The organism is Neorhizobium sp. T6_25 (genome assembly GCF_002968555.1).
In the GTDB taxonomy this organism is placed as follows: domain Bacteria; phylum Pseudomonadota; class Alphaproteobacteria; order Rhizobiales; family Rhizobiaceae; genus Neorhizobium.
This window is the reverse complement of record NZ_PVBL01000002.1, coordinates 269,290-294,005: the sequence shown is the minus strand read 5'-3', so window position 1 is coordinate 294,005 and position 24,716 is coordinate 269,290. Positions and strand designations below refer to the sequence as shown.

The window sequence follows — 24,716 nt, the reverse complement described above, 5'->3', positions numbered from 1 at the left end:
TTGCAGGGAGAGGCTTAGGAGCGGGCGGCGAGAGTCGGATTGATCAGGATCAACCGCTGCCGGCGGATGCGCGGCGGCGGCCCGAAACGGAGAATTTGTCGCACGAAAAACCCCGCCTCCTCGCGGGCGCTCCAACAGGAACGCTCCACCGGAGAGGCGGGGTCTGGGCAGATCGTCGGGGCGCGAGGCCTTGAGTGCTGAATTGCCTACGGTCGAGAACGCGACCTCCTCAGGCCAGCTTGCGCCCGTTGGCGACGATCATGCCGGCCGCACCTTCCAGCCAGCCGGCCTTGAGTTCGAGCGCCAGGAAACGAGAGCGCTCGAAGGGGCCGGGCATGACGAGATGCCGGGTCTTGTCGGCGAAGAAGCCGAACCGTTCGTAATAGGCCGCATCGCCGACCAGCAGGACAGCACCGTGGCCGCGCTTGTGCGCCTCGGTGATCGCTGCACGCATCAGAGCCGCGCCGATGCCCTTGCCTTCGTGAGCGCAATCGACCGCGAGCGGGCCGAGCAGCAGCGCATCGATGGCCTGGCCTTCAGACGAAATGCCGGCCTCTACGTTCCAAAGACGCACGGTGCCGATCACGTGGCCGGCGCCGTCGCGGGCAACGATGGCGAGCCCTTCGGCCGGCACGCGGTTGCGGCGGATCTTTTCCGACGACTTCCGGCGACGATCCGGGCCCATGGCGCGGTCGAGCAGGGTTTCGCGGGCGACTACGTCGGCCGGCGTTTCGGCGTCGATGGTGAAAGTGGAGTTCGGCGCAAAGAATGCGCGTACAGAATCAAGAACAGCGGCCATCGTGGCCTCCCGTACCCAATACCGTTATGAGCGGCGATGAAGAGGAATTGTGAATTTGCCGCCCCGGCTGGTTACGGGGCCGGCGGTATTTAGATGACGTAAGCCTTCAGGGGGTCGAAACCGTTGAAGGCGACGGCCGAGTAGGTCGTCGTATAGGCGCCGGTGCCTTCGATCAGAACCTCGTCGCCGATCGTCAGGGTGACGGGCAGCGGATACATGTTCTTTTCGTACATCACGTCGGCGCTGTCGCAGGTCGGGCCGGCGAGAACGCAGGGTTCCATCTCGTCGCCGTCCCGCTCGGTGCGGATCGGGTAGCGGATGGCCTCGTCCATGGTTTCGGCCAGACCGCCGAACTTGCCAATGTCGAGGAAGACCCATCGGTGATTGTCGTTGTCCGACTTCTTCGACACGAGGACGACTTCAGCCTTGATGACGCCCGCATTGCCGACCATGCCGCGACCCGGCTCGATGATCGTCTTCGGCAGGTTGTTGCCGAAATACTTGCGCAGCGAAGCAAAGATCGCTTTGCCGTATTCCTCGGCCTTCGGCACGTCGCGCAGATACTTGGTCGGGAAACCGCCGCCCATGTTGACCATCTGCAGAACGATGCCCTGCTTTGCGAGCGAACCGAAGACGCGCTTGGCATCGGCAAGAGCCGCATCCCAGGCATCGACCTTGGTCATCTGCGAGCCGACATGGAAGGACACGCCGTAGGACTCCAGGCCCATCTGGTGCGCGTAGACGAGCACGTCGACGGCCATCTGCGGCACGCAGCCGAACTTGCGCGACAGCGGCCATTCGGCGCCTTCGCCGTCGGTCAGCACGCGGCAGAATACCTTGGCACCCGGGGCAGCGCGGGAAATCTTCTCGACTTCCTCATGGCTGTCGACGGCATAGAGGCCAACGCCGAGCGCGAAGGCGCGAGCGATGTCGCGTTCCTTCTTGATCGTGTTGCCGAAGGAGATGCGGTCGGCGGAAGCGCCGGCGTCGAGCGCCATCTGGATTTCGGCGACCGAGGCGCAATCGAAGTTGGAACCCATCGAAGCGAGCAGCTTCAGGATTGCCGGTTCCGGGTTGGCCTTGACCGCGTAATAGATCGCGCTGTCCGGCAATGCATGACGGAAGGCGGTGAAATTGTCGCGCACGACGTCGAGATCGACAACAAGATACGGTCCTTCGGGACGCTGGGTCTTGATGAAGTCAAGGATGCGAGCAGTGGTCATCGATCAGTCCCTTCAAAATCTCAAAGCTCCGGCTGTGAACCGGAGGACAAAGGACGGATGAGAATGCGTTCAGCCCGGTTGGTGGAGACACCGGTACCGTGAACACGCTCAAACGCGCGATAAGTGGATCAACGCTCTGCCACGAACAATGATCCGGCTTTGTCTGCCATGGATTGGAGGGAGGTCCCTACCGCACTTCCGGCAATGATGGTGTGCCTCTTCAGTAACCCCCGCTGATGGAAAGCAGGGAGAGAACAAAAAGGCCCGCACCGTCGTTGCTTCAGATGTCCTCGCATTTCCCGGATGGCCGGAATAGCGACTGGAGGGGTTAGTTCCAGGTACCTTACCGATGACCTCACCAAATAGAGGGTCGGCGGACACCCACGGGCACGTGCGACTTTGGGCTGACCGGGAGATAAGAATATTCGCGGTCATAATCAAGAGTTTTTTTTGCCCGTCACCGAAATTTCGCATTGCACAATTCCATGCTAAATCCCAACTAGGATCGACCAGACTAAAAGGGGCGACATTTGGACACTCTAACGCGCATGCGGGCCTTCATCGATGTGGTTGAAGCAGAAGGCTTTTCAGCCGCAGCCCGGCGGACCGGGCGGTCGAAGGCTCTGCTTTCCAAATACGTGCGCGAACTGGAAGACGATCTCGGCGCGCTACTGCTCAATCGCACCACCCGCCAGTTCTCGATGACCGAGGCCGGCCACACCTATTACCGGACTGCCGCCGACATCCTCAAGGAGATCGACAATCTCGCCGACCTGGTGCGCGAGAACAATGCCGATCTGAAGGGACGCCTGCGCGTTTCCGTGCCGCGGACCTTCATCGATGCCGAGGTCGGCCAGTCGCTGATCGATTTCGCCAAGAGCCACACGGAAGTGTCGCTGGAAATCGTCGCCGAGGACCGGTTCGTCGACCTGATCGAGGAAAATTTCGACCTCGCGATCCGAATCACCAAGCTCGAGGATTCCGGGCTGATCGCCCGAAAGCTCTCAGACTTCCGGGTCTATACGGTAGCAACCGCCGATTTCGTCGCCAAATACGGTCCGCTCGAACACCCCCGGGACCTGAACCGCGTCCCCTTCATCATCGACACCAATTCCCGCTGGCACAACAATGTCCGCTTCACCGACAAGGATGGCTCGACGATCTCGGTCGCCGTCAGCGGCCCGGTCGAGATCAACAGCCCGCAGGCGACGTTGCGTGCCGCCCGCGCGGGCCTCGGCGTCGCGATCATTCCGGATTTCATCGCCAACGCCTCGATCCAGTCAGGCGAGCTGGTGACGCTGTTCGACGATTATATTGCCAAGGACCGAGGTATCTACGCGGTTTATCCGCATCGCCGCTACCTGCCGGCCAAGGTCAGAAGCTTCGTCGACTTCCTCTCCACCTGGTTCCGCCGCCAGCATTGACCGAGGCGGGCGCCCGGCGCCTCGCCGGTCCCTACGGCAAATGAGGTAATGCCTTCGTGGCAAGTCGACCTATTGGCCGGCTTGCCGGAGCTTGGCTTCGATCAGCATAGTGCGGCTCAGCGTGCGAAAGTCTCGGCATCGCGGAGGATCGACGTCCATGCAGAAAAGCCTGGCGATGTTCGTGTCGGCACCGGTGATCGAGGCCGCGAACGGCAAGCTGGTGCTCGACAAGAAGTTCGTTTCCGGCATGGCCCTGCATGTGCGGCACTGGTCGGGGCCGGTCACCTGTTTCATCCGGCGCGGCGCGACCGACATACCGTTCGGCGGTCGCTACGACATCGGCGAACTTGATTTCCGGGTGCGTATCCTGGAGCCGGAGGAACGGGTATCGGTGGACCATCTCGCCGATTTCGACCTCGCGCTGCTGTCGGGAGATTCCTACCTCGACCTCTTAGCCCCCGAGGCGATTCGGAAAGCTCGGAGCGCCGTCGTCTATTCGATCGAATACACCCACCAGACCCGGCTGCAGATCATCTCGCTCGACGATACGCGCAGCCTGCCGCGGAAAATCTACGGCATGGCCTGGACGGTGATGCAGGAATACAAGCGCAAGCGCGCGTTCCGCGCCGCCCGCGGCATTCAGGCGAACGGTTACCCGGCCCACACGGCCTACCGCGACATGGGCGGCAGCCAACTCCTCTATCTCGACAACCGCATGAAACCGGCGATGTTCGCGACGCCGCAGGAGATGAATGCCCGAAAACGGCATCTCCTGAGCGGCGAGCCGTTGCGGCTCATCCATTCCGGGCGGCTCGAACCGATGAAGGGCGTGCAGGACCTCGTTCCGATCGCCAGGCTGCTTGGCGAACGGGGCGTCGATTTCACCCTGACGATCTACGGCGAGGGAAGCCTGTCCGGTGCGATCGACGCCGATATCCGCAGGCACTGGCTGCACGACTGCGTCTTCCTCAAGGATCCGGTCGATTTCGAGCAGGAGCTCGTGCCGCTGACGCGCAACCGGGCCGATATCTTCCTCAGCTGCCACAGGCAGTCGGATCCCTCCTGCACCTATATCGAGACGATGGGCTGTGGCGTGCCGATCGTCGGGTACGACAACAGGATGTGGTCGGCGCTGATGGCCGAGTCGAAAGCCGGCTGGATCGCCCCGCTCGGCGACATCAGGGCGGTGGCCGACCGGTTGGCCGCCCTCGACAAGGACCGCTCGTCCATCCTGGAGTGCGGCGAGAATGCGCTTCAGTTCGCCCAGGGCTGGGATTTCGAGAGCCAGTTCCGCAAGCGCATGGAGCATCTGGAAAATCTCACCCGGCACTAGACCGGGGCTGGACATGTGACCGGTTCGAGTCGAAATTCCGTCTCATTTGCGCTGCACTGCAAGGGGCGGACGAACCGGGAGCCACAGGGCGAATGCGATATCGAGTCATGACCATTGCCGCGCTGGCGGCAGCCTGTCTTCCGCTGCCCGCTATCGCCCATCCGCACATCTTCGCCGAGGCGCGGCTCGAAGTGGTGGCCGGAACCGACGGCAACATCGCGGAACTGCACAATGTCTGGCGGTTCGACGAGGTGTTCTCGTCGAGCGTGCTGCTGGATTTCGACAAGAACACCGACCTGAAGCTCGACGCCAAGGAACTTGCAGCGCTCGGCGAGGTCATGCGCAAATCGCTCGGCGACTACCACTATTTCACGACGATCACCCTGAACGGCGCGACCGTCGGGGTGCAGAAGCCGGACGTGATCCACGTCTCGCTCGACGGCAACCAGCTCCTTGTCCTGTTTGCGGTCAAGCCCGAAAAGCCGGTGCCGCTCAAGGGCCGGCTGACCTTCGGCGTTTACGACCCCTCCATGTACACCTCGATCGACTTCCCGACCGATGGCGACCTGAACGTCAAGGGCGATGGTTTTTCGCATTGCCAGCACAAAGTGGTGCGCCCCGACCCCGACGAGGTGATCTCGCAGAACAGCAAGTCGCTGACGGACGCCTTCTTCAACGATCCGACCGGCACCGACATGTCGAAACTCTTCGCCACCCGACTGGAACTGACATGCTGACGATCCGCCGTGCCCTTTCCCCTTCGGCCATGATCCCTGCCCTTCTCTTTGTTGCGGCGGCAGGCATCCTGATGACGGGTTCGGCGCATGCGCAATCGCCTCTCGGCGTCGGTTCGGCCGAGCCCTCGTTCTCGGTCGGCGGGCCGCTCGGTCCGTTCTTCGCCTGGATCAATTTTTACCAGCAGTCCTTCTACCGGGCGCTGACCGGTTCGCTGAAGGCGATGCGCGAGGATCCCTGGGCGCTGTCCGGCCTGATCGGGCTGTCGTTCGCTTATGGCGTCTTCCATGCCGCCGGCCCCGGCCATGGCAAGGCGGTGATCTCCTCCTACATGATCGCCAACGAGATCGAACTCCGGCGCGGCGTCGTCATCTCCTTCATCTCCGCGCTGCTGCAGGGCGTGGTGGCCGTGCTGCTCGTCGGCGCGGCCTATCTGGTACTGCGCGGCTCGGGCATCACCATGACGGCGGCGACCCAGGCGATGGAGATCGCCAGCTTCGCCATGGTCGCCCTTTTCGGCGCCTGGCTGCTGGTGAAGAAGATCCGGGCGCTCCGGATGCGCGTCGTCAACATGCCCATGGCAGCCCCTGCCGGTAACGGACGCGGCTCCACCGGGCTCAATTTCCAGGCCGTCGAGATCAACGATCACGACTACCAGGGCACCGGCGACTATTGCGAAACCTGCGGCGTCAGCCACATGCCCGATCCCGCCCTGCTGAAGTCCAGGGATTTCAGCCTGCACGAGGCCTGGTCGGCGATCATTGCTGTCGGCCTACGCCCCTGCTCGGGCGCGATCCTGGTGATGAGTTTCGCGCTTTTGAACAGCCTCTATCTCGGCGGCGTGCTTTCGGTTCTCGCCATGTCGATCGGCACTGCAATCACCGTCACCATCCTTGCGACGCTCGCGGTCACCGCCAAGGACCTCGCCGTCCGCTTTGCCGGCCCGGGCTCGCGCGCTGGGCGGCGTGTCACCCATGCGATCGAGATCGGCGGCGCCTTGTTCGTGCTGCTGGTCGGTCTGTCGCTGCTCGGCGCCGCGCTGCAGGCCTCCGGCTCCGGCGGCTGACGCCAATCAGACCGTAACGACGATCTTGCCGAACTGTGCGTTTGATTCCAGAAAGCGATGCGCTGCGGCGATCTCCTCGAACGGAAACGTCCTGGCGACGACCGGCTTCAGCAGCCCTCTCTCCACACCATCGGCAATGAAGGACCTGGCCTCCGTCAGTCGAGCCGGATCGCCGGTTATTTCGTGGACAAGATAGCCCCGTAAGGTCAGGCGTTTCGCAAGCACCTCGAAGAGGGGAAACGGCGTCGGCTCTCCACTCAGGCCACCGTACTCGATGAGGATTCCGTCCTGCGACATCGCGGCGGTCAGCGGCTGGAAAATCGGCCCGCCGATCGCATCGAACACCACCCGGACACCGTCCTTCCCGGCGATCTCCTCAAGCCTCGCCTGCAGGTCCTCCTCCGAAGAAGCGATCACCTCGGCCGCTCCCGCATCCAGCAGGGCCTGCTTCTTGACCGAGTTGCGCGTTACCGCAATCGGGATGGCACCCACGAGCCTGGCCATCTGGATCGCCGCCAGTCCGACACTGCTGGATGCCGCGGTGATGACAATGAAATCACCGCGTTTTAGCCCCGCAATGCCGATCAGCGCGCCATAGGCGGTCAGATAGGCCATCCAGAGCGCCGCGGCGCCGACGAAGTCGAGCCTTGCCGGATGTTTGACGACCATCGATTCGGGAAAGGTGACGAGATCGCCATAGGCGGGCCAACGGACCATCGAGATCGGCGGTATAGTGCTGACGACATCGCCCACGACGAAATTCTTCACCCCTTCACCGAGCGCATCGACGATACCGGCCGCTTCGAGCCCGAGGCCCGATGGAAGCACCGGCGTCTCGATATAGGTGCCGGCGCGAAGCAGCGCTTCGGCGCGGTTGAGACCGAGCGCCTTGACCCGGATGCGGACTTCGTCCCTGCCGGGCGGCTGAAGTTCGAAAGCCTCGATGCGCAGAACCTCCGGCCCACCATGTTCATGAAAGCGGACGACACGTGCCATTTCTTCCAGACTCCAAAATAATCGAATGGAATGAGCTATGCCGATCTCCAGATCGGCGATAAATCAGCCTTTCGGTATTTCAGAAGAAACCAGGTGTTTTGAATATGGACCGGCTGACCAGCATGGCCGTCTTCGTCAAGGCGGTGGATCTCGGCTCCTTTGCGGCCGCAGCCGCCGCGCTCGACATGTCGGCGCCGATGGTCGGCAAGCATGTCCAGTTTCTGGAAGAGCGGCTCGGCGTGCGACTTCTCCATCGCACGACGCGCCGCCAGAGCCTGACGGATTTCGGGCGGGATTATTACGACCGCTGCCGGCTGATCCTGTCGGAGGCCGCTGCCGCCGATGCGCTTGCCGCAGACCATCAGTCCGAACCGCGCGGCAGGCTGCGCATCACCATGCCCGTCCATTTCGGCCGACATTGCGTGCTTCCCGTGCTGATGGAATTTGCCCGCGGCTATCCTGCGCTGGAGCTGGACCTCTCCTTTGCGGACCGCCTCGTCGACCTTGCGGAAGACGGCTACGATCTGGCAGTCAGGACCGGTGAGCTTGGCGACCGCAGCGGTGTGATCGCCCGCAAAGTGGCCCGCCAGCAGATGATCGTCTGCGCCTCGCCGGCCTATATCGCCGAGGCCGGACAGCCGCGTGCGATTGAGGATCTGGTGTCCCATCGGGCGGTTGTCTATCGCCGGACCGGCCCCGTTCCGCCCTGGCTGTTTCCGCGCGATGGTGCCCCGCCCGTCGAAGTGTTGCCGCCCAATCGTTTTCGGCTTGACGATCTCGACGCGGTTGCCGATGCGGCGGCGATGGGAATGGGGCTTGCCTGGCTGCCCTCCTGGCTGGTGCGCGAACGTATCCGCCAGCGCGCACTGGTGCGGCTGCTGCCGGAGGAGCCACCGTTTCTGTATGATTGTCATGCGCTGTGGCTGCAGACGCCGCATCTGCCACTCAAGGTCCGCCTGACGGTCGACGCCTTGGCCGCCGCGCTACCCCGGTTGATGACTTGATGCGGTCATCTACGGCGCTGGTAGCGCGCCCGCAGCCAGAAGATCGCGAAGAAGCCGAGCAGCAGCATCGAGCCGACGACCACGGCCAGTACCGGGGAAAACTGGGCGATCCACATGACGATCGTCGGCAGAAAATAGATCACCAGTCCGACGCCTGCGAGGATCACCGCCGCGGCGATCGCCTGCGATTTTGCCTCGGGCGTCATGCCACAGCTCCCTTGGCAAGCTCGGCGCGGATATCTTCGAGCCGCCGCTTCTGGGTGCCGTCCGCCTCGAAATTCTCGGGCGAAAGCCATGCTTCGAAAGCGGCCTTCAGGAGCGGCCATTCCACATCGATCATCGAAAACCAGGCAGTATCGCGATTGGCGCCCTTGGAGATGACATGCTGGCGGAACACGCCTTCGAAGGTGAAGCCGTAGCGACGGGCGGATGCCTTGCTTGGCTCGTTCTCGTTGTGGCATTTCCATTCGTAGCGGCGGTAGTCGAGCCCTTCGAACACGTGCCTGGCCATCAGGTAGTGCACTTCGGTCGACAGCGGCGAACGCTTCATGTCGGCGCCGTGCGCCACGGAGCCGACCTCGATGACGCCGTTCTTCGGGTCAGGCCGCATGTAGCTTGCCATGCCGACCACCTTGCCGGTGGCGTTATCACGCGACACGAGCGTCACGAAATTCGAATGGACGCGAGCGTTTTCCAGCCAGTCGCCGAAGGCGCCGACATCGGCAAAATCGTCGTTGGGGAAATATTTGAGAAGCGGATTGATGCCCTCGGCGCCGCCGAGCCCGTCCCACAGCGCCTGGACGTGGGTGTCCCTGTCATAGGGTTCGAGCGTCACGAACCGGCCCTTGAGGGTGACCGGAGCCGGGGCGGCAACTTTGTAGTTCTTCAGATCGCGCATATCAGCCTCTTGCATCGTGGCTGAGGCTTAGGCCAGCGACGGGGGAAAGGCAACTGGTGGGGCCACGCCCTGCCCGCCGGTCAGACGACAAGACTTCGCCAAGATGCACGGAGACAGATTGAAGACCGTGTCTTCGTGGTCAAGCGCGCCCATCCGGATATTCCGCCGGCCCCTTGATCTCGATCTTGTTGCCGAACGGATCATGAATGTAAAACGAGTGCCCCATGCCGCGAGCCCCGCCGTGGAAAGCCTCCTGGGCAATCTCGATACCATGGCTCTGCAAATGCAGGCGCAGTTCGTCGTGATCGAAAGGGCTGGTCGCGATGCAGATATGATCGACGTTGCGGCCACCAGCGACCGGAGGAGCAGCCTTTTTCCCGCCCGGCTGCGTTATGTCCCACAGAACGATCAGCGACGACCCGCACCAGACCTGTTCCATCCCAAGGGCCGGGTACGAATAACCCGGCCGGCAACCCAGGACGCCGCAATAGAAATCAAGCGCACGCTCCATGTCGTCGATCAGAAGGACAACATGATCGATGCCGACAGGGGAAAAAGGGATTGCCATGACGGCTCGCCTACGCCTTGACCTTGGCCGCAGATACCGTCGCGTCGATATGGGCGATCAGCGCATCGTCCAAGCCGAGGCGGCCGGCGAGCAGATCGAGGTAGCCGCGTTCGGCGCGGGTGTCCGGATCGATGGTCAGGCGCGAGGCGGCGTAGATCTCGACCTTCTGTTCCTCGGTGCGGGCAGCGGCGACGAGGTCGTCGATATCCACCGGATTGGCGAGCTCGTTCTCGATGAAGGCTTCCGCCTCGGCGCCGAGATCGACCGCATGCACCTTGTCCATGATGTTGGCGCGCTCGCCGGCATCAATATGCCCATCGGCCTTGGCGGCGGCGATCATTGCCCGCACGAGCGTCAGCGCAAAATCGTTGGTGAGAGCGGGAGACTGCGGATGGAAGGGGGAATCGGCCGGCGGTGTCAGGAGCGGCTTGTCGGCCTGAGGCGCCGGCTGAGGCACGGCTTCGGGAGACTTGCCCGACTGATAGTTCTTGTAGGCGAGATAACCGAGGCCGGCGATCGCCGCGATGCCGCCGACAGCTGCGACATTGCCGGCGATGTTGCGGCCGGTCTTGGTGCCGAGGACGGCCGCGAGGATGGCGCCGGTGGCGAGCGGGTTGTTCTTGGCAAGCTGGGTCGCCTGCCCTGCCCGGTCTCTCACACTTCCCCCCGACATGCCCGGAACCTGTGATCCCAGAAATTGGTCGAGAAGCTTCTTTGCGTCGAACATCGCACATCTCCCTGTTGTGTTTCCGGGGAGAGATAGGGATGCGATTGTGAAATTACAAAGACGGGTTGCGGGTGGATTGGTGCCGCGAGGGAATAAAAGGCTCGAAGAGGTTGCCTCGACAGCCGACACCAGGTTGCTCATTGCTGGTTCTGCGGCAAACCGTCGGCAATGTCGTAATAATCGCCTTTGTCGGCGACGAAGATATGCTTGTTCAAACGGGTCCTGGTCGGGCCGTCAAACGCGCCCATGGCAACGGCGATCCATTCCCTGTGCGGCGGATTCCAGAAGAGGGAAGAGCCGCACGTGGCGCAAAACCCGCGCCGGACCTTCTCGGAAGACTGGAACCAGGTAATATTCTCCGCACCCCTGACCGTCAGCCGTCCCCTTTCGACATCCGTGGATGCGAAATAATGGCCGGACTGTTTCCGGCATTTGGAGCAATGGCAGGCGTCCGGCGCGGACAGTTCACCCTCGATCTCGAAGGTGACCGCACCGCAGAGACATGATCCCTTGTGCATGCAAGCCCTCCCCGATAGCACGTCAGAGCTTCGAAGCGAGTTCCGGTTACGCCTTCAGCGCCGCCGCCTCCGAAGCGAGCTTGGTGATGCCGGCCCAGTCGCCGGCCGAGACCAGCTCTTTCGGCGCGACCCAGGAGCCGCCGACGCAGATGACGTTCGGCAGCGACAGGTAGTCGTTGGCGTTCTTCAGCGAAATGCCGCCCGTCGGGCAGAACAGCGTGCCGGCGAGCGGCGAAGACAGCGCCTTCAGGTAGGCGGCACCGCCGGCCTGTTCGGCGGGGAAAAATTTCAGCACTTCGTAGCCGGCTTCGCGCAGCGTCATCACTTCGCTGGCGGTCGCAGCACCCGGCAGAAGCGGCACGGGAGAGTCCTTGGCGGCGGAAAGCACGCCGGGCGTCACGCCGGGCGAGACGATGAAGGTCGAGCCCGCCTTGACAGCCGCCTCGTAGTCGCGGGCGTTGAGAATGGTGCCGGCGCCGACATTGGCGCCTTCGACCTCGGCGGCCACCGCCTTGACCGCATCGAGGGCGGCGGGCGTGCGCATGGTGATCTCGATGGCCCTCAGGCCGCCGGCGACCAGCGCCCGTGCAAGGCCCACCGCCGACTTGGCGTCGTCGACGATCAGCACCGGTACCACCGGCTGCAGTTTCAGGATGGAAAGCAGCTTTTCCGTCTTGCCGGTCATGGTAAGGTCTCCGCTGAAACGATTGAAACTTTGAGGTCGAGATACCCCTCAAGCCCGCCATTGTCGAGAAAAAACAGGCCTCCCACGTCGAACGGGTTTGCGGGACGCGGAGTTTGCACTAGGGTTGCAACAATTGTGGAAGTTCCCGAGGCGGCGGGTGGAGCATGGCCAAGGAAATCGAACGGAAATTTCTGGTGAAGAGCGACGGCTGGCGCTCGGAGGTCTCGTCATCCTCCGATTTCCTGCAGGCCTATGTCGCATCCGGCGACGACCGTTCGGTGCGGGTGCGGATCATGGACGGCAAGCGCGCCAAGCTGGCCATCAAGATCGGGCGGGAACTGCTAGCCCGCGACGAATTCGAATACGAAATTCCGCTTGGCGACGCCGAGGAGATGGCGAACGCCGCCGTCGGCGTGGTGCTCCAAAAGACCCGCCACGAGGTCCGGCACGAGGGTTATACCTGGGAGGTGGATGTCTATGACGGAGCCTACAAGGGACTGGTCGTCGCCGAGGTCGAGGTGGAGGACGAGGGCGCCCTGCCCGACATTCCGGACTGGATCGGCGAAGAGATCACCGGCGACCGGCGGTATTCCAACATGGTGATGGCGACCGAAGATTTGAGCGGAGAATTGTGTCATGGCGTACCGTCTGCGGCCCGCTAAATCCTTCACCGACGAGTTCCGCTCGGTTGCGGAAAGCCAGCTTTCCCACGCGATCCGGCTGCTGCAAGACCAGCCGGACGGGCCGCACGAAGCGGTGCACGGCGCGCGAAAACGCTTCAAGCGGGTGCGTGCGCTCTACCGGCTGATCCAGCCGGACGCAAAAACGTTCCGCCGGCAGGAAAACACCCGTATCCGCGACATGGCGCAGACGCTGTCGGCCGTGCGCGACGCCACCGCTTTGGTCGAGACGGTCGACTACCTCGCCGGCCACGCAGGTTCTCCCGAAGAGCTTGCCGCCCTCACCGCGGCCTCCAAGGCGCTGACCGAACGTCGCGACCGGATCGCTTCGGCGGAACACGACCTGCCGGCCAAGATGGCGGCCGCTGCCGCCACCTGCCGCGCGGCGATCGCGGCCCTCGACGACCTCGACCTCGACGACGATCCGCACAAGACGGCCAAACGGCTCGCCAAAGCCTGGAAGAGCCAGCGCGAGAAGGCGCTCGGCGCCCTCGCCGGCTGCGAGGAACACGGCGATGCGGAGACCTATCACGAGCTGCGCAAATGCGGCCAGACCTATTGGATGCACCTGTCGCTGCTCGGCGGGATCTGGCCTTCCGCCATGCTCGCCAAACAGCAGCAGGCGAAGGCCCTGGTCGACCTGCTCGGCCACGAACACGATCTTTCGGTGCTGACCGGTCTCGTCAACGAAAACCCGGAACTGTTCGGCGACAGCGATACGCTGGCCCGGGTGCTCGGCGCCATCATCGCCCGCCAGCAGGCGCTACGGCACGAGGGCCTGCTGGCGGCCCACCACGTGTTTGCCGACAGCGCCGAGATGGAAAGCGGCCTGATCGCGCTGCTATGGAAAAAGGCGGCCACCGCACCTCGCAAGGAGCGCCGTGCGGCAAAGCTGCACAGGGCTGTCGCGGCGCACGAGAAAGAAACCGCGTTGCGCGGATAGTCCGGAAACTGTATTTCAGCGCCATGACCGAAAACATCTTTCAAACCCGCCCGGAAGCGACGGGCGTCTGGCTCGTTGCCGCGCTCTATCATTTTGCGCGTTTCGACCGCTATGAGAGCTTCCGCGAGCCGTTGCAGGCCTTCTGCGACGAAAACGGCATCAAGGGCACGCTGCTGATCGCCCGCGAGGGGATCAACGGCACGGTTGCCGGTTCCGACGCGGCGATATCAGGCCTTCTCGCCTATCTGCGCGCCCAGCCGGAATTCGCACGCCTCGAGCACAAGGAAAGCCGCGCGTCGAAGATGCCCTTCCTGCGCATGAAGGTGCGGCCGAAGAAGGAAATCGTCACCATGGGCGTCGAGGATATCGACCCCAAGCGCATCGTCGGCACCTATGTCGAGGCGAAGGACTGGAACGCACTGATCTCCGATCCGGAAACCATCGTCATCGACACCCGCAACGATTACGAAACGGCGATCGGCATCTTCAAGGGCGCCGTCGATCCGCAAACCAAGACCTTTCGCGAGTTTCCCGACTGGGTGAAGAACAATCCCGGCCTGCACAACAAGCCGAAGATCGCCATGTACTGCACCGGCGGCATCCGCTGCGAAAAGGCGACCGCCTTCATGAAGGAACAGGGGTTCGACGAGGTTTTCCACTTGAAGGGCGGCATCCTCAAATATCTGGAGGAAGTGCCCGCGGAGGAAAGTCTCTGGGAAGGCGCCTGCTTCGTTTTCGACGAACGCGTTTCAGTCGAGCACGGCCTCAAGGAGGGCAACCACAAGCTCTGCCACGCCTGCCGCAGCCCGATCACCGCTGAAGAAGTGAGCTCGCCCCATTACGAGGAAGGCGTCTCCTGCTCGACCTGCTACCCGACCCGCACCGAGGAAGACCGCGATCGCTACCGCCAGCGCCAGTTGCAGATCGCGCTCGCCAAAAAGCGTGGTGTTAGGCATATCGGCGGCTGAAGTTCGTTCGCGCCAGACGGGCTGGCGCGAGCGGATCACGGCTGTTTCAAGCCGCCTGCGGCATCCGGGCGATCACCTTGATTTCGAAATCGAAACCGGCAAGCCAGTTGACGCCGACGGCCGTCCAGGTCGGATAGGGCGGCTCGCCGAGCACCTTTTCCCGCACGGCCATCATGGTTTCGAATTGACTCTGCGGATCGGTATGGAAGCTCGTGACGTCGACGACGTCCCGAAACGTGCAGCCGGCAGCCTTCAGGACGGCCTCCAGGTTGTCGAAGGCCAGCTGCACCTGACGTTCGAAGTCGGGCTCCGGTGATCCGTCCGTCCGGCTGCCGACCTGGCCGGAAACGAACAGAAGGTCTCCCGAGCGGATGGCCGCCGAATAACGGTGCTGCTCATAGAGTGCGTGCCGACCGGCGGGAAAGATTGCCTCGCGTGAGCTCATTGCTTCATTCCTCTTTGGAAGGCCGGTTTCCGCAGCGCGATGCCACCGGGGATGGTGCACACGGCTTGGTTCATGTCCGGCCTTGGCTTCGTCATACGGGCGTTTACATACGCCGCGCACGTCTCCTATTTCAACATACGCCACGTATGTCAATTGACATACGTGGCGTATGTTCCTGAAAACATCAAGAGGAGAGAATAACCCGCTCAGCCGGCGAAATGGAATCCGGGGTCAAGTCTGCGGAACGCAGTGGCCCACGTAAGGCGTATGAAACTACGCCGCTCCGCTCATCCCGCCCGGCAGGCGGTTGCCGCGGTAGATGATGTCGATTTCCTGCGACGACATCGGCTTGCCGAACATGTAGCCCTGCAGTTCGTCGCAGCCGGTCAGCCGCAGCTGTATGGCCTGCGCCTCGGTTTCGACGCCCTCGGCGGTGACCGGGATTTCCAGCGAGCGAGCGAGCGCCACGGTCGCCTGCAGAAGATCGATGGCGCGGCCGCCCTCTTCCAGCGCGTGCACCAGCGACTTGTCGATCTTCATCCGGTCGAAGCCGAACTGGCGCAGATAGCCGACGCTCGAAAAGCCGGCGCCGAAATCGTCGAGCGCGATCTTCACCCCGAGCTGCTTCAGCTTGGCAAGTGCCGCACGGGCGCGTTCCGGGTTCTGGATGAAATAGCCCTCGGTCATTTCGAGCGTGATGCGGGAAGGATCGGCACCGGTCTTGCGGAATACCGAAGCGACGTGCACGGCAAACGCCGGATCGCGGAACTGGCCGGGGGAGATGTTGACTGCGAGCTTGAGCTCCGGCCACAGCGTCAGCGTCTCGCAGGCGCGGTGCAGCACGAACAGGCCGAGCTGGTCGATCAGGCCGGTGGATTCGGCGATCGGAATGAAGACGTCGGGAGACACGGGGCCGTAACCGGTGCGGTGCCAGCGCGCCAGCGCCTCCACGCCGATGATGCGCCATGTCCTGGCATCGACGACCGGCTGGTAGACGACGTTGACCTCGCGGCGCTCGATGGCGATCCTGAGGTCGATCTCCAGCATGTTGCGATCTTCGCGCTCGGCATCCATTTCCGGCCGATAATATTCGGTCCGGCCGCGGCCGGTTTCCTTGGCGTGATACATGGCCATGTCGGAACGCCGCACCAGTTCCTCGCCGGAGACCTTGCCGCGCGGCGAGATGGCGACGCCGATGCAGGTGCCGATGGTCGCAACCCTTTCGCCGATCACGAAGGGCTCGCCGAAGAAGCCGAGAATATGATCGCTCAGCGTCTCCACCGCCCGGCCGATATCCGTGGCCGTAAGCGCGATGGCGAATTCGTCGCCGCCGACGCGGGCAAGGATCGCCGTCTCTCCGACCAGCGTCTTGAGGCCGGCCGCAACCCCGCGGATCAGCTTGTCTCCGGTGCCATGGCCATAGGCGTCGTTGACTTCCTTGAACCCGTCGAGATCGAGATAGAGCAGCGCCACGTCCTCGTTGCTGCGGCGGCTTTGCTGGACCAGCGCGTCGAGTGCTGCAAAAAAGCCGGCGCGGTTGAGAAGCCCGCTCAGCCGGTCGCTCATCGCCAGATGCCGTGCCGCCGCCTCGTCCGCCTTGAGGCGGTTGAGCGTATTGCTGCCGCTGACGAAGAGGAGGAGGAAAAACAGGCCGACCATCGCCAACGCGCAATAGACAAGCGGCCGGACCTGCAGATAGGCGGCATTGCCGGGCATGCGCGAATTCCACACGAGCCGCTGCAGCGCCTTGCCGTGGATATTGCGAATCTCCACCATGTTGGGGACCGTATCGCCGGCACCGGCAAAACGAAGCCCCCCGATGACATAGGTTTCCGAGAGCTTCAGGATCTTCTTCTCGTCGAGATGCCGGCCAAAGATCAGGAACCGGCGCCCTTCGACGGGTTGGGCGAGCTCACCGGACTTCGGGCGGATGAGTGCCACGCCGACGGCCGCCACGCCTTTTTGGGTCCCCACGAAACCCGCCGCCTCCGGCACCGTTTCGGCGCTGGCGCTGCTTGCCTTGTCGAACAGCGTCCAGAGCGAGGTGTCGAAATAATTCTGCGGCGACCAGGTGACGGGAGCGCCGTCCTGATAGGCCATCAGAACATTGCGGTCCGTATCCATGATGAGCGCCAGGTCGAAAAGATCGCTGTTGGCGGTCATGTCGCCGTAGTTGCCGACGACCCAGGCATCGTCGCCGGCATAGACGAACTGGGCGGCGTCATCCCACGCCGCGTAGTCGTTCAGCGTCGCATGCAGCTGCTCCTGAAACGTCTGGATCGCGCCGGAGGTCGTCTCGCGCGAGCGTTCGTCGTCGAGGCGATTGGCATAGTCGGCGATGCGGTCGAGCGCGGTCAGGATGAAGATCGTCACCAGCACCACGACCACAGCGAAGGCAAGTAGCATCGACGTCACGGCGGAGCGACGGCCAAGTGTTGCGGAGCGGCGAAAGCGGGATGGAAGAAGCCGCATCTAAGACCTCATGAAGCCCTACATCTTTCGCGGGTATTCCTTCAGATAGCGTTAAAGGAAAAGGCCGGCCCCCACACTTGAGAGCCGGCCCACCAAGTATTTTCGAAAATTCTATATTATTACCAGGCGGCGATGACGGCGCCCTTGAACTGGGTGTTGACGAAGTCCTTCACCGGAGCGCTGTGATAGGCTTCCACGAGCGTCTTGACCCAGGCCGCATCCTTGTCCTTGGACTTGACGGCGATGATGTTGATGTAAGGGGCCTTTTCGCCTTCCTTGGCGATCGGATCGGTCTTCGGGTTGAGGCCGGCTTCCAATGCGTAATTGGTGTTGATGACCGACGCGTCGACGTCGTCGAGCGAACGCGGCAACTGGGCGGCGTCGAGTTCGGCGAACTCGATCTTCTTGGCGTTTTCGGTAACGTCGGCCGGGCCGATCTTCAGGCCCTTGGCGGCGTTGACCTTGATGAGGCCCTGGTCGGCGAGGATGAGCAGCGCGCGGCCGCCATTGGTCGGGTCGTTCGGGATGGCGACGGTGGCGCCCTGCTTCAGGTCGGCGAGGCTCTTCACCTTCTTCGAATAGACGCCCATCGGGAAGTTGACGGTCTGGGCGACGCCGACGATGTCGAACTTGCGATCCTTGACCTGGTTGTCGAGATAAGGCTGGTGCTGGAAGGAATTGGCGTTGAGTTCGCCATCGGCCAGCGCCTGGTTCGGCACGACGTAGTCGGAGAATTCGAGGATCTGGATGTTGAGGCCCTTGGTGGCCGCGACTTCCTTCACCTTTTCCATGATCTGGGCATGCGGGCCGGGGGTGACGCCGATCTTGATGTCTTCGGCAAGCGCCGGGGCGGCAGCGAAGGCGGCAAGTGCCGCGGCGATGATGAGCTTCTTCATAAGTGTCTCCTTGGGTTTGTTTATATGCGCCAGTCTTCTTGGGTCTGCGTCTTGGGAGGCTGGTTTTTCGGAATAATTTCAGGTCTTGCGGTTGCGCTTGTCGAAGCGGCGGGCAAGCGCGTCGCCCAAGCTCTGGATCGCCTGGACAAGCACGATCAGCACCACGACGACGGCAAGCATCACATCCGGCATGAAGCGCTGGTAGCCGTAACGGATGCCGAGATCGCCAAGGCCTCCGCCGCCGACCGCGCCGACCATGGCCGAATAACCGACCAGGCTGACGAGGGTGAGCGTCAGCGCCAGCGTCAGGCCCGGTTTGGCCTCGGCGAGCAGCACCTTGAAGACGATCTGCAGCGGCGTCGCACCCATGGCGCGCGCAGCCTCGATCAGGCCCTTGTCGACCTCGCGGATCGCCGCTTCGGCAAGGCGCGCCACGAAGGGAATGGTCGCGACCGTCAGCGGCACGATCGCCGCATAGGTACCGATCGAGGTACCGGTGACGAGGCGTGTGAACGGGATGATCGCCACAACCAGGATGATGAACGGCGTAGAGCGGGCCGCATTGACGATCGCCCCGATGATGCGGTTCAAGGCCGGTGCGGGGAAAAGCTCGCCCTTACCGCTGGTTGCGAGGAACACGCCGATCGGCAGGCCGATCAGTGCGCCGATCAGGCCGGCGACCGCGACCATCTGCAGCGTCTGGCCGAGCGCTTTCAGGAGCAGGTTGAAGAGCATGTCAGGCGACATAACCGAGCACCTCCGTGGAAAGACCGGTTGCGGCATAGAAGCGTTCGGCGCGTTCCGTGACGGCAGGATCGGCCGGATAGGCGACGACCAGCGAGCCGTAGGGTTCGCCGGCGATTTCCTCGATCGTGCCGGCGAGGATGTTGACGTCGGCGCCGAGTTCGGTGACCAGCCGGGCGGTCAGCGGCTGAAAGGCCGTCGAGCCGAAGAAGATCAGCCGCACCAGCACGCGGTCGCCGACAGACGGCTGCGGCTTCAGGTTCGAGCGGATCCATTCCGGCAGGGTGGTGCCAAGGGCCGCCGACAGAAGCGAGCGGGTCGTCTCGTGCCTGGCGCCGGTAAAGACGTCGAAGGTGCGGCCGGCCTCGACGATCTTGCCGCGGTCGATCACCGCGACGTCGGAGGCGATGGTCTTCACCACCTCCATCTCGTGGGTGATCAGCAGCACGGTGAGGCCAAGCTCTGCATTGATGCGCTTCAGCAGCGCCAGGATCGACTGCGTGGTTTCCGGGTCGAGCGCCGAGGTCGCCTCGTCCGAAAGCAGCAGTTTCGGCGAAGTGGCGAGCGCCCGGGCAATGCCGATGCGCTGCTTCTGGCCGCCGGAGAGCTCGGCCGGATAACGGTCCGACTTGTCGCCAAGGCCAACCAGATCGATCAGCGGCGCCACCTTGTCGCGGATCTCCTTGGCGGAAAGGCCGGCGATCTCGAGCGGCAGCGCGACATTGTCGAAGGCCGTGCGCGACGAGAGAAGATTGAAGTGCTGGAAGATCATGCCGACCTGGCGGCGCAGATCCCGAAGCCCGTTTTCGGACAGGCCGCCCACCTCCGCGCCATCCACCACGACGCGGCCGGAGGTCGCCTTTTCCAGCCCGTTGACGAGGCGGATCAACGTCGACTTGCCGGCGCCCGAACGGCCGATGATGCCGGTGATCGCGCCCCGCGCCACGGAAAGGTCGATGCCGTCGAGCGCGGTGAACTGGCTCTTGTCGTCGGCACCGCCGAACCGCTTGGTTACCGCCTCGAACGCCACCATCGGCCTTTCGGTTACCAAGGGAGACGGCGCGGTTTCGACCGCAGTATGAAGGATTGTCATTTCAGCTCTCAGATTTAAGTCGGATCATCCCGGCGACCGACACCGGATATTTATCGCTGTCCAGCTATCGGACGAGGCGGCACATTCGATGACAGGCGACTTTCCGGAGCATTTTGGTCGTTTTCCCAGAGGGCAATAGTAAGGCCGGCGGCCTTTTCGATGCCGCATAAATGCCCGGATGCGCCTGCGTTTGACAGGGATGTTTTTTCAATTATCTCGCAAAGCAGAAAAAATCTTCTCGCACCTGCGAAATCAGCCCTGTTTATGGTTGCCCTTCGGGAATAACGAAGCGAGTTCGCGATACCACTTGCCGCTTTTCTTGATCGTCCGTTCCTGGGTTTCGTAGTTCACATGCACGAGGCCGAACCGCATGCGGTAGCCCTCTGCCCATTCGAAATTGTCCATCAGGCTCCAGGCGAAATAACCCTTCATCGGATAACCGTCCTTGATAAGATCGGCGACCACCGAGAGGTGCTGGACATAATAGTCCAGACGCGGCTGATCATCCACCTCGCCGTCCACCGGCTCCATATTGTAGCAGGCGCCGTTCTCGGTGATGTAGCAGTCCGGCAGGTCGTAGCGGCGATAGAGATCCTCGACCAGCAGCTTGAGACCGGGCGCATAAACTTCCCAGCCGATATCCGTCTTGACGTCGCTGGCGGGCTTGGCCTCTATCGTCCAGGGGAAATCGCCGCTGCGCGCGGGCTCGTCATGGACGCGGTCCGGCTTGTAGTAGTTGAGGCCCCACCAGTCGAGTTTCTGGTTGATGACCTTCAGGTCGCCGTCTTCGACGACCGGCATGCGGTCTCCGAGCGCTTCCAGGAACGCTTCCGGATATTCGCCCTTGAAGACCGGATCGAAGAAGGCGCCGTTGTGGAACTGGTGGGCGCGCTCAGCAGCTGCGAGATCGGCCGGGCTCTCGGAGCCGGCGATGATCGATGCGGCGTTGATGACGGTGCCGACCGGCACGTCCGGGGTCATATGCCGGATCGCCTCGACGCCGAGGCCGTGCGCGAGATTGACGTGGTGCATGGCGGCGAGCGCCGCCTGCATGTTTTTCTCGCCCGGCGCATGGATGCCGTAGAGGTGGCTGAGCCAGACGATGCACCAGGGCTCGTTGAAGGTGGCAACCGCATCCAGCCGGTCGCCGAGCCGCGCCATCACCACCTTGGCGTAACGCTGGAAGGCATAGGCCGTCGAGCGTGCCGCCCAGCCACCCTCGCCCATCAGCGAAAGCGGCAGGTCCCAATGATAGAGCGTCGCGTAGGTCTTGATGCCGCGCGCCTTACAACCGTCGATGAGGCGATCGTAGAAATCCAGCCCCTTCTCGTTGATCCGCCCGGTGCCGTCCGGGATGATCCGCGGCCAGGCGATCGAGAACCGGTAGGCTTCGACGCCCATCTCCTGGATGAGATCGAGGTCCTCTTCCCAGCGATTGTAATGATCGCAGGCGACATCGCCGTTGTGCCCCTGATAGACCCGGCCCGGCATCTTCGAGAACGCATCCCAGATCGAGGGCTTGCGGCCATCCGCCTTGGTCGAGCCTTCGATCTGGTAGGAAGCCGTCGCGACGCCCCAGAGGAAATCACCGGGAAACCCTGCCGCGAATTTTTCGGCGGCGGGCGTTTTGAGATTGCGAGGCTGGGGATTGCTCATCTTGGGATCGGTCATGAGGATGCCGCCATATCTGTTGCGCGAGGGGTCTGCCGGACCACCTTTCGCGGCGGTTTAACCAAGCGGGGCGCAGTTGTACAGATGAGAATTCTGAAACGTTGCAGAGCCGCTGCCTGCTCCCTCCCCATTTTGGGAGGGGTCTTCTTTTTCGTGAGGATCTTCTACAGGAAAACCCCTCCCGCCTGCCGGCCACCCTCCCCACAAGGGGAGGGTTAGGGATGCCGCGCTTACCTCGGGCTACCTCTCCCTTGGCGAGAGGCGTTACAGAGTCATGATTTATTGCAACCAATCATGGGGATGCTTGCTATTTAGTCGCCTAAAGCTTCACCCACGCCCCGTTCTTCTTCGAGGACGCCACGCATGCCTCGACGAACGCAACCCCCTTCACGCCGTCGTCGACGGTCGGGTAGACCACCGCCTTGTCGACCGCGACGCCTTGTCTGGCGGCGTTGATGGCGCGGGCGGCTTCCGTATAGATGGTCGCAAAGGCTTCGAGATAACCTTCCGGGTGGCCGGACGGAATGCGGCTGACGCGTCCTGCCGCGGCACCGGAGCCGGCGCCGTTGCGGGTGATCAGGCGCTTCGGTTCGCCGAACGGCGTAAACCACAGATAGTTCGGATCCGCCTGCACCCATTCGATGCCGCCCTTGGTGCCGTAGACACGGATTTTCAGGCCGTTTTCGTGGCCGGGCGCCACCTGGCTGCACCAGAGCATGCCCTTGGCACCGCCCTCGTAGCGCAGCATCACATGGGCGTTGTCGTCGAGACGGCGGCCTTCGACAAAACTGTCCAGATCGGCGGCGAGACTTTCGAGCGTCAGGCCGGTAATGAAGGCGGCGAGGTTATAGGCATGCGTGCCGATATCGCCAGTCGAACCACCGGCACCCGACTGAGCCGGATCGGTGCGCCAGACGGCCTGCTTGGCACCCGTCTGCTCGACCGCCTCGGTCAGCCAGTCCTGCGGATACTCGACCTGCACGACGCGGATCTTTCCGAGATCGCCGTTCGCGACCATTTCACGGGCCTGCCGCACCATCGGATAGCCGGTGTAATTGTGGGTGAGGATAAACAGCGCGCCGCTCTCGTCGGCCGCCTTCTTGAGTTTCTTTGCGTCAGCGATGTTGGACGTCAGCGGCTTGTCGCAGATGACGTGGATGCCGCGCTTCAAAAATTCCTTGGCAGCCTCGAAATGCACGTGGTTCGGCGTCACGATCGACACCGCCTCGATGCCGTCCTTCAACCGCGCCTCGCGGATCGCCATTTCCTTGTAGGAGCCGTAGGTGCGCGACGGATCGAGACCAAGGTCGCGGCCCGAGGCGATCGCCTTTTCCGGCGTCGACGACAACGCGCCGGCGACCAGATCGAACTGGTCGTCCAGCCTTGCCGCCATGCGATGCACCGCCCCGATGAACGCCCCCGCCCCGCCGCCGACCATGCCAAGCCGGATGCGCGGCTGCCGCGCCTGTTCGTCCTTGCCTTCAATTGCCATCTATCTCTCCTGAAAAATTGCTTGCAGTGGGATGCCCCTCATCCGGCTGCCGCCACCTTCTCCCCGCTTGCGGGGAGAAGGACGCAAGACGCCGCCTGCCGGTCCCTCGACGGCCTCGTGGAGCACGTCCCCTCTCCTCGTCAAAACGGGGAGAGGGTTAGGGTGAGGGGAAATGCCTGGGGCGCGTTATCGCTCAAAGCCCCAGCATCCGCCTGTTCGCTGCCTCGTCCGTTCCGCCGCTGGCAAAGTCGTCGAATGCCTTTTCGGTGACGCGGATGATGTGCGCCTTCACGAATTCGGCGCCTTCGCGGGCTCCGTCCTCGGAGTTCTTCAGCGCGCATTCCCATTCGACCACGGCCCAGCCGTCGAAATCGTTGGCGGCCATTTTCGAGAAGATCGAACCGAAATCGACCTGGCCGTCGCCGGGCGAGCGGAAGCGGCCGGCGCGGCCGACCCAGCCCTGGTAACCACCATAAACGCCCTGCCGGCCGGTCGGGTTGAATTCCGCGTCCTTGACGTGGAACATCTTGATCCGGTCCTTGTAGATGTCGATGTTGTCGAGATAGTCGAGGCATTGCAGCACGTAATGCGACGGGTCGTAGAGCATGTTGGCGCGCGGATGGTTCTTCACCCGCTCCAGGAACATCTCGAATGTGACGCCGTCATGCAGGTCTTCGCCCGGATGGATTTCGTAACATACGTCGACGCCGCAGGAATCGGCATGGTCGAGGATCGGCGTCCAGCGCTTGGCGAGTTCGTCGAAGGCGGTCTCGACCAGGCCGGCCGGGCGTTGCGGCCACGGGTAGATGAACGGCCAGGCGAGCGCGCCGGAAAAGGTCGCATGCGCCTTGATGCCGAGATGTTTCGACGCCGTCAGCGCCATTTTCACCTGCTCGACGGCCCAGGCCTGACGTGCCTTCGGATTACCGCGCACTTCTGGCGCAGCAAACCCGTCGAACCCCTCGTCATAGGCCGGATGCACAGCGACGAGCTGGCCCTGGAGATGGGTGGAAAGCTCGGTCACCTCGACGCCGTTCGCCCGCGCCACGCCGGCAAATTCGTCGCAATAATCCTTGGAGGAGGCAGCCTTTTTGAGGTCGATGAGTTGGCCGGCCCAGGTCGGTACCTGCACGCCGACATAACCCTTGTCCGCCGCCCATTTGGTGATCCCGTCCCAGCTATTGAACGGTGCCGCATCGCCCGCGAACTGGCCAAGAAAGATGGCCGGGCCCTTGATCGTCTTCATGATGTTTCCTCTTCCGAAATGGATGACCTGCAAATGGCAGCCTCAATCCCTCATTCCCGTGGTGCTCACAGAAATGAGGGTTGGGAGGAG

Annotated in this window: 25 protein-coding genes; 8 read left to right on the top strand and 17 right to left on the bottom strand. The window is 62.9% G+C overall.

Annotation, left to right across the window (positions count from 1 at the left end; all coding sequences use genetic code 11):
- Positions 1–229: 229 nt before the first annotated feature.
- Positions 230–799 carry a GNAT family N-acetyltransferase gene (locus tag C5L10_RS03590; RefSeq protein ID WP_105428558.1) on the bottom strand — a complete coding sequence of 190 codons (570 nt, stop codon included), beginning with the start codon at positions 797–799 and terminating at the stop codon, positions 230–232.
- A gap of 89 nt (positions 800–888) precedes the next feature.
- Entirely contained in the window at positions 889–2,022 is a 1,134-nt protein-coding gene (odc2, locus tag C5L10_RS03585) for an ornithine/lysine decarboxylase (RefSeq protein WP_046604509.1), read from the bottom strand.
- Between the two features lie 530 nt (positions 2,023–2,552).
- On the opposite strand from odc2, the gene C5L10_RS03580 reads away from it, so the two are divergent.
- From C5L10_RS03580 to C5L10_RS03565, 4 genes are all read left to right on the top strand, one after another.
- Positions 2,553–3,446, top strand: a complete 894-nt coding sequence (locus C5L10_RS03580; RefSeq protein WP_046668291.1) for a LysR family transcriptional regulator — start codon at positions 2,553–2,555, stop codon at positions 3,444–3,446.
- 157 nt (positions 3,447–3,603) lie between these two features.
- Positions 3,604–4,779, top strand: coding sequence for a glycosyltransferase (locus C5L10_RS03575; protein WP_105428557.1), 1,176 nt, complete (start codon positions 3,604–3,606; stop codon positions 4,777–4,779).
- A gap of 92 nt (positions 4,780–4,871) precedes the next feature.
- Positions 4,872–5,516, top strand: a complete 645-nt coding sequence (locus tag C5L10_RS03570; RefSeq protein ID WP_105400117.1) for a DUF1007 family protein — start codon at positions 4,872–4,874, stop codon at positions 5,514–5,516.
- Complete coding sequence (locus C5L10_RS03565) at positions 5,510–6,580, top strand: nickel/cobalt transporter (protein ID WP_371411910.1); 1,071 nt, start codon at positions 5,510–5,512, stop codon at positions 6,578–6,580. The genes C5L10_RS03570 and C5L10_RS03565 overlap by 7 nt, the downstream gene beginning before the upstream one ends.
- A 6-nt stretch (positions 6,581–6,586) precedes the next feature.
- Here C5L10_RS03565 and C5L10_RS03560 read toward each other — a convergent pair whose 3' ends face one another.
- On the bottom strand, positions 6,587–7,576 hold the full coding sequence (locus tag C5L10_RS03560; protein WP_105428556.1) for a zinc-dependent alcohol dehydrogenase family protein: 990 nt from the start codon (positions 7,574–7,576) through the stop codon (positions 6,587–6,589).
- Between the two features lie 104 nt (positions 7,577–7,680).
- On the opposite strand from C5L10_RS03560, the gene C5L10_RS03555 reads away from it, so the two are divergent.
- Positions 7,681–8,580, top strand: a complete 900-nt coding sequence (locus C5L10_RS03555) for a LysR family transcriptional regulator (protein ID WP_105428555.1) — start codon at positions 7,681–7,683, stop codon at positions 8,578–8,580.
- A gap of 5 nt (positions 8,581–8,585) precedes the next feature.
- Here the strand turns inward: C5L10_RS03555 and C5L10_RS03550 are convergent, their stop codons facing one another.
- The 6 genes from C5L10_RS03550 to C5L10_RS03525 all read right to left on the bottom strand — a co-directional run bounded on the left by C5L10_RS03550 (position 8,586) and on the right by C5L10_RS03525 (position 11,976).
- Positions 8,586–8,786 carry a hypothetical protein gene (locus C5L10_RS03550; protein ID WP_105427472.1) on the bottom strand — a complete coding sequence of 67 codons (201 nt, stop codon included), beginning with the start codon at positions 8,784–8,786 and terminating at the stop codon, positions 8,586–8,588.
- Positions 8,783–9,478, bottom strand: coding sequence for a GNAT family N-acetyltransferase (locus C5L10_RS03545; RefSeq protein WP_105428554.1), 696 nt, complete (start codon positions 9,476–9,478; stop codon positions 8,783–8,785). Before C5L10_RS03545 ends, C5L10_RS03550 begins: the two co-directional genes overlap by 4 nt.
- A gap of 139 nt (positions 9,479–9,617) precedes the next feature.
- Positions 9,618–10,046, bottom strand: a complete 429-nt coding sequence (locus C5L10_RS03540) for a VOC family protein (RefSeq protein ID WP_105428553.1) — start codon at positions 10,044–10,046, stop codon at positions 9,618–9,620.
- Positions 10,047–10,056: 10 nt separating this feature from the next.
- Positions 10,057–10,773: a tellurite resistance TerB family protein gene (locus C5L10_RS03535; RefSeq protein ID WP_046668299.1), complete on the bottom strand. Its 717-nt coding sequence runs from the start codon at positions 10,771–10,773 to the stop codon at positions 10,057–10,059.
- A gap of 137 nt (positions 10,774–10,910) precedes the next feature.
- A complete protein-coding gene (locus tag C5L10_RS03530) occupies positions 10,911–11,291 on the bottom strand; it encodes a GFA family protein (RefSeq protein ID WP_105428552.1) in 381 nt (126 codons plus the stop codon).
- Between the two features lie 46 nt (positions 11,292–11,337).
- Positions 11,338–11,976, bottom strand: a complete 639-nt coding sequence (locus tag C5L10_RS03525) for a 2-dehydro-3-deoxy-phosphogluconate aldolase (RefSeq protein WP_046629077.1) — start codon at positions 11,974–11,976, stop codon at positions 11,338–11,340.
- Between the two features lie 164 nt (positions 11,977–12,140).
- Here C5L10_RS03525 and C5L10_RS03520 point away from each other — a divergent pair, with 164 nt between their 5' ends.
- Genes C5L10_RS03520 through C5L10_RS03510 form a run of 3 tightly spaced genes read left to right on the top strand, consistent with a single transcriptional unit; the run spans position 12,141 to position 14,567 of the window.
- Positions 12,141–12,638, top strand: coding sequence for a CYTH domain-containing protein (locus C5L10_RS03520; RefSeq protein ID WP_105428551.1), 498 nt, complete (start codon positions 12,141–12,143; stop codon positions 12,636–12,638).
- Positions 12,613–13,599, top strand: coding sequence for a CHAD domain-containing protein (locus C5L10_RS03515; RefSeq protein WP_105428550.1), 987 nt, complete (start codon positions 12,613–12,615; stop codon positions 13,597–13,599). Before C5L10_RS03520 ends, C5L10_RS03515 begins: the two co-directional genes overlap by 26 nt.
- Positions 13,600–13,622: 23 nt before the next feature.
- A complete protein-coding gene (locus C5L10_RS03510) occupies positions 13,623–14,567 on the top strand; it encodes a rhodanese-related sulfurtransferase (protein ID WP_105428549.1) in 945 nt (314 codons plus the stop codon).
- 46 nt (positions 14,568–14,613) lie between these two features.
- On the opposite strand, the gene C5L10_RS03505 is transcribed toward C5L10_RS03510, so the two are convergent.
- The 8 genes from C5L10_RS03505 to C5L10_RS03465 form a co-directional block, all read right to left on the bottom strand.
- Positions 14,614–15,012: a RidA family protein gene (locus C5L10_RS03505; RefSeq protein ID WP_105428548.1), complete on the bottom strand. Its 399-nt coding sequence runs from the start codon at positions 15,010–15,012 to the stop codon at positions 14,614–14,616.
- 273 nt (positions 15,013–15,285) lie between these two features.
- On the bottom strand, positions 15,286–17,484 hold the full coding sequence (locus C5L10_RS03500) for an EAL domain-containing protein (RefSeq protein ID WP_105428547.1): 2,199 nt from the start codon (positions 17,482–17,484) through the stop codon (positions 15,286–15,288).
- A gap of 119 nt (positions 17,485–17,603) precedes the next feature.
- Positions 17,604–18,380: a MetQ/NlpA family ABC transporter substrate-binding protein gene (locus C5L10_RS03495; protein WP_105428546.1), complete on the bottom strand. Its 777-nt coding sequence runs from the start codon at positions 18,378–18,380 to the stop codon at positions 17,604–17,606.
- Between the two features lie 78 nt (positions 18,381–18,458).
- Positions 18,459–19,127: a methionine ABC transporter permease gene (locus C5L10_RS03490; protein ID WP_046634549.1), complete on the bottom strand. Its 669-nt coding sequence runs from the start codon at positions 19,125–19,127 to the stop codon at positions 18,459–18,461.
- Positions 19,117–20,157, bottom strand: a complete 1,041-nt coding sequence (locus C5L10_RS03485; RefSeq protein ID WP_105428685.1) for a methionine ABC transporter ATP-binding protein — start codon at positions 20,155–20,157, stop codon at positions 19,117–19,119. The genes C5L10_RS03490 and C5L10_RS03485 overlap by 11 nt, the downstream gene beginning before the upstream one ends.
- Positions 20,158–20,469: 312 nt before the next feature.
- The gene (locus C5L10_RS03480) at positions 20,470–21,873 is read right to left on the bottom strand and encodes a GH1 family beta-glucosidase (protein WP_105428684.1); all 1,404 of its coding nucleotides are present in this window, start codon (positions 21,871–21,873) and stop codon (positions 20,470–20,472) included.
- Positions 21,874–22,207: 334 nt separating this feature from the next.
- Positions 22,208–23,380, bottom strand: coding sequence for a Gfo/Idh/MocA family protein (locus C5L10_RS03475; RefSeq protein ID WP_105428545.1), 1,173 nt, complete (start codon positions 23,378–23,380; stop codon positions 22,208–22,210).
- Between the two features lie 193 nt (positions 23,381–23,573).
- Complete coding sequence (locus tag C5L10_RS03465) at positions 23,574–24,626, bottom strand: sugar phosphate isomerase/epimerase (protein ID WP_105428544.1); 1,053 nt, start codon at positions 24,624–24,626, stop codon at positions 23,574–23,576.
- Positions 24,627–24,716: the final 90 nt, after the last annotated feature.

What these genes read in the sequence shown, in the direction of transcription:
- C5L10_RS03590 (WP_105428558.1), bottom strand. Translation starts at nt 799, where the DNA reads ATGGCCGCTGTTCTTGATTCTGTACGCGCATTCTTTGCGCCGAACTCC.
- odc2 (WP_046604509.1), bottom strand. Translation starts at nt 2,022, where the DNA reads ATGACCACTGCTCGCATCCTTGACTTCATCAAGACCCAGCGTCCCGAA.
- C5L10_RS03575 (WP_105428557.1), top strand. Translation starts at nt 3,604, where the DNA reads ATGCAGAAAAGCCTGGCGATGTTCGTGTCGGCACCGGTGATCGAGGCC.
- C5L10_RS03570 (WP_105400117.1), top strand. Translation starts at nt 4,872, where the DNA reads ATGCGATATCGAGTCATGACCATTGCCGCGCTGGCGGCAGCCTGTCTT.
- C5L10_RS03565 (WP_371411910.1), top strand. Translation starts at nt 5,510, where the DNA reads ATGCTGACGATCCGCCGTGCCCTTTCCCCTTCGGCCATGATCCCTGCC.
- C5L10_RS03560 (WP_105428556.1), bottom strand. Translation starts at nt 7,576, where the DNA reads ATGGCACGTGTCGTCCGCTTTCATGAACATGGTGGGCCGGAGGTTCTG.
- C5L10_RS03555 (WP_105428555.1), top strand. Translation starts at nt 7,681, where the DNA reads ATGGACCGGCTGACCAGCATGGCCGTCTTCGTCAAGGCGGTGGATCTC.
- C5L10_RS03550 (WP_105427472.1), bottom strand. Translation starts at nt 8,786, where the DNA reads ATGACGCCCGAGGCAAAATCGCAGGCGATCGCCGCGGCGGTGATCCTC.
- C5L10_RS03545 (WP_105428554.1), bottom strand. Translation starts at nt 9,478, where the DNA reads ATGCGCGATCTGAAGAACTACAAAGTTGCCGCCCCGGCTCCGGTCACC.
- C5L10_RS03540 (WP_105428553.1), bottom strand. Translation starts at nt 10,046, where the DNA reads ATGGCAATCCCTTTTTCCCCTGTCGGCATCGATCATGTTGTCCTTCTG.
- C5L10_RS03535 (WP_046668299.1), bottom strand. Translation starts at nt 10,773, where the DNA reads ATGTTCGACGCAAAGAAGCTTCTCGACCAATTTCTGGGATCACAGGTT.
- C5L10_RS03530 (WP_105428552.1), bottom strand. Translation starts at nt 11,291, where the DNA reads ATGCACAAGGGATCATGTCTCTGCGGTGCGGTCACCTTCGAGATCGAG.
- C5L10_RS03525 (WP_046629077.1), bottom strand. Translation starts at nt 11,976, where the DNA reads ATGACCGGCAAGACGGAAAAGCTGCTTTCCATCCTGAAACTGCAGCCG.
- C5L10_RS03520 (WP_105428551.1), top strand. Translation starts at nt 12,141, where the DNA reads ATGGCCAAGGAAATCGAACGGAAATTTCTGGTGAAGAGCGACGGCTGG.
- C5L10_RS03515 (WP_105428550.1), top strand. Translation starts at nt 12,613, where the DNA reads ATGGCGTACCGTCTGCGGCCCGCTAAATCCTTCACCGACGAGTTCCGC.
- C5L10_RS03510 (WP_105428549.1), top strand. Translation starts at nt 13,623, where the DNA reads ATGACCGAAAACATCTTTCAAACCCGCCCGGAAGCGACGGGCGTCTGG.
- C5L10_RS03505 (WP_105428548.1), bottom strand. Translation starts at nt 15,012, where the DNA reads ATGAGCTCACGCGAGGCAATCTTTCCCGCCGGTCGGCACGCACTCTAT.
- C5L10_RS03500 (WP_105428547.1), bottom strand. Translation starts at nt 17,484, where the DNA reads ATGCGGCTTCTTCCATCCCGCTTTCGCCGCTCCGCAACACTTGGCCGT.
- C5L10_RS03495 (WP_105428546.1), bottom strand. Translation starts at nt 18,380, where the DNA reads ATGAAGAAGCTCATCATCGCCGCGGCACTTGCCGCCTTCGCTGCCGCC.
- C5L10_RS03490 (WP_046634549.1), bottom strand. Translation starts at nt 19,127, where the DNA reads ATGTCGCCTGACATGCTCTTCAACCTGCTCCTGAAAGCGCTCGGCCAG.
- C5L10_RS03485 (WP_105428685.1), bottom strand. Translation starts at nt 20,157, where the DNA reads ATGGTGGCGTTCGAGGCGGTAACCAAGCGGTTCGGCGGTGCCGACGAC.
- C5L10_RS03480 (WP_105428684.1), bottom strand. Translation starts at nt 21,873, where the DNA reads ATGAGCAATCCCCAGCCTCGCAATCTCAAAACGCCCGCCGCCGAAAAA.
- C5L10_RS03475 (WP_105428545.1), bottom strand. Translation starts at nt 23,380, where the DNA reads ATGGCAATTGAAGGCAAGGACGAACAGGCGCGGCAGCCGCGCATCCGG.
- C5L10_RS03465 (WP_105428544.1), bottom strand. Translation starts at nt 24,626, where the DNA reads ATGAAGACGATCAAGGGCCCGGCCATCTTTCTTGGCCAGTTCGCGGGC.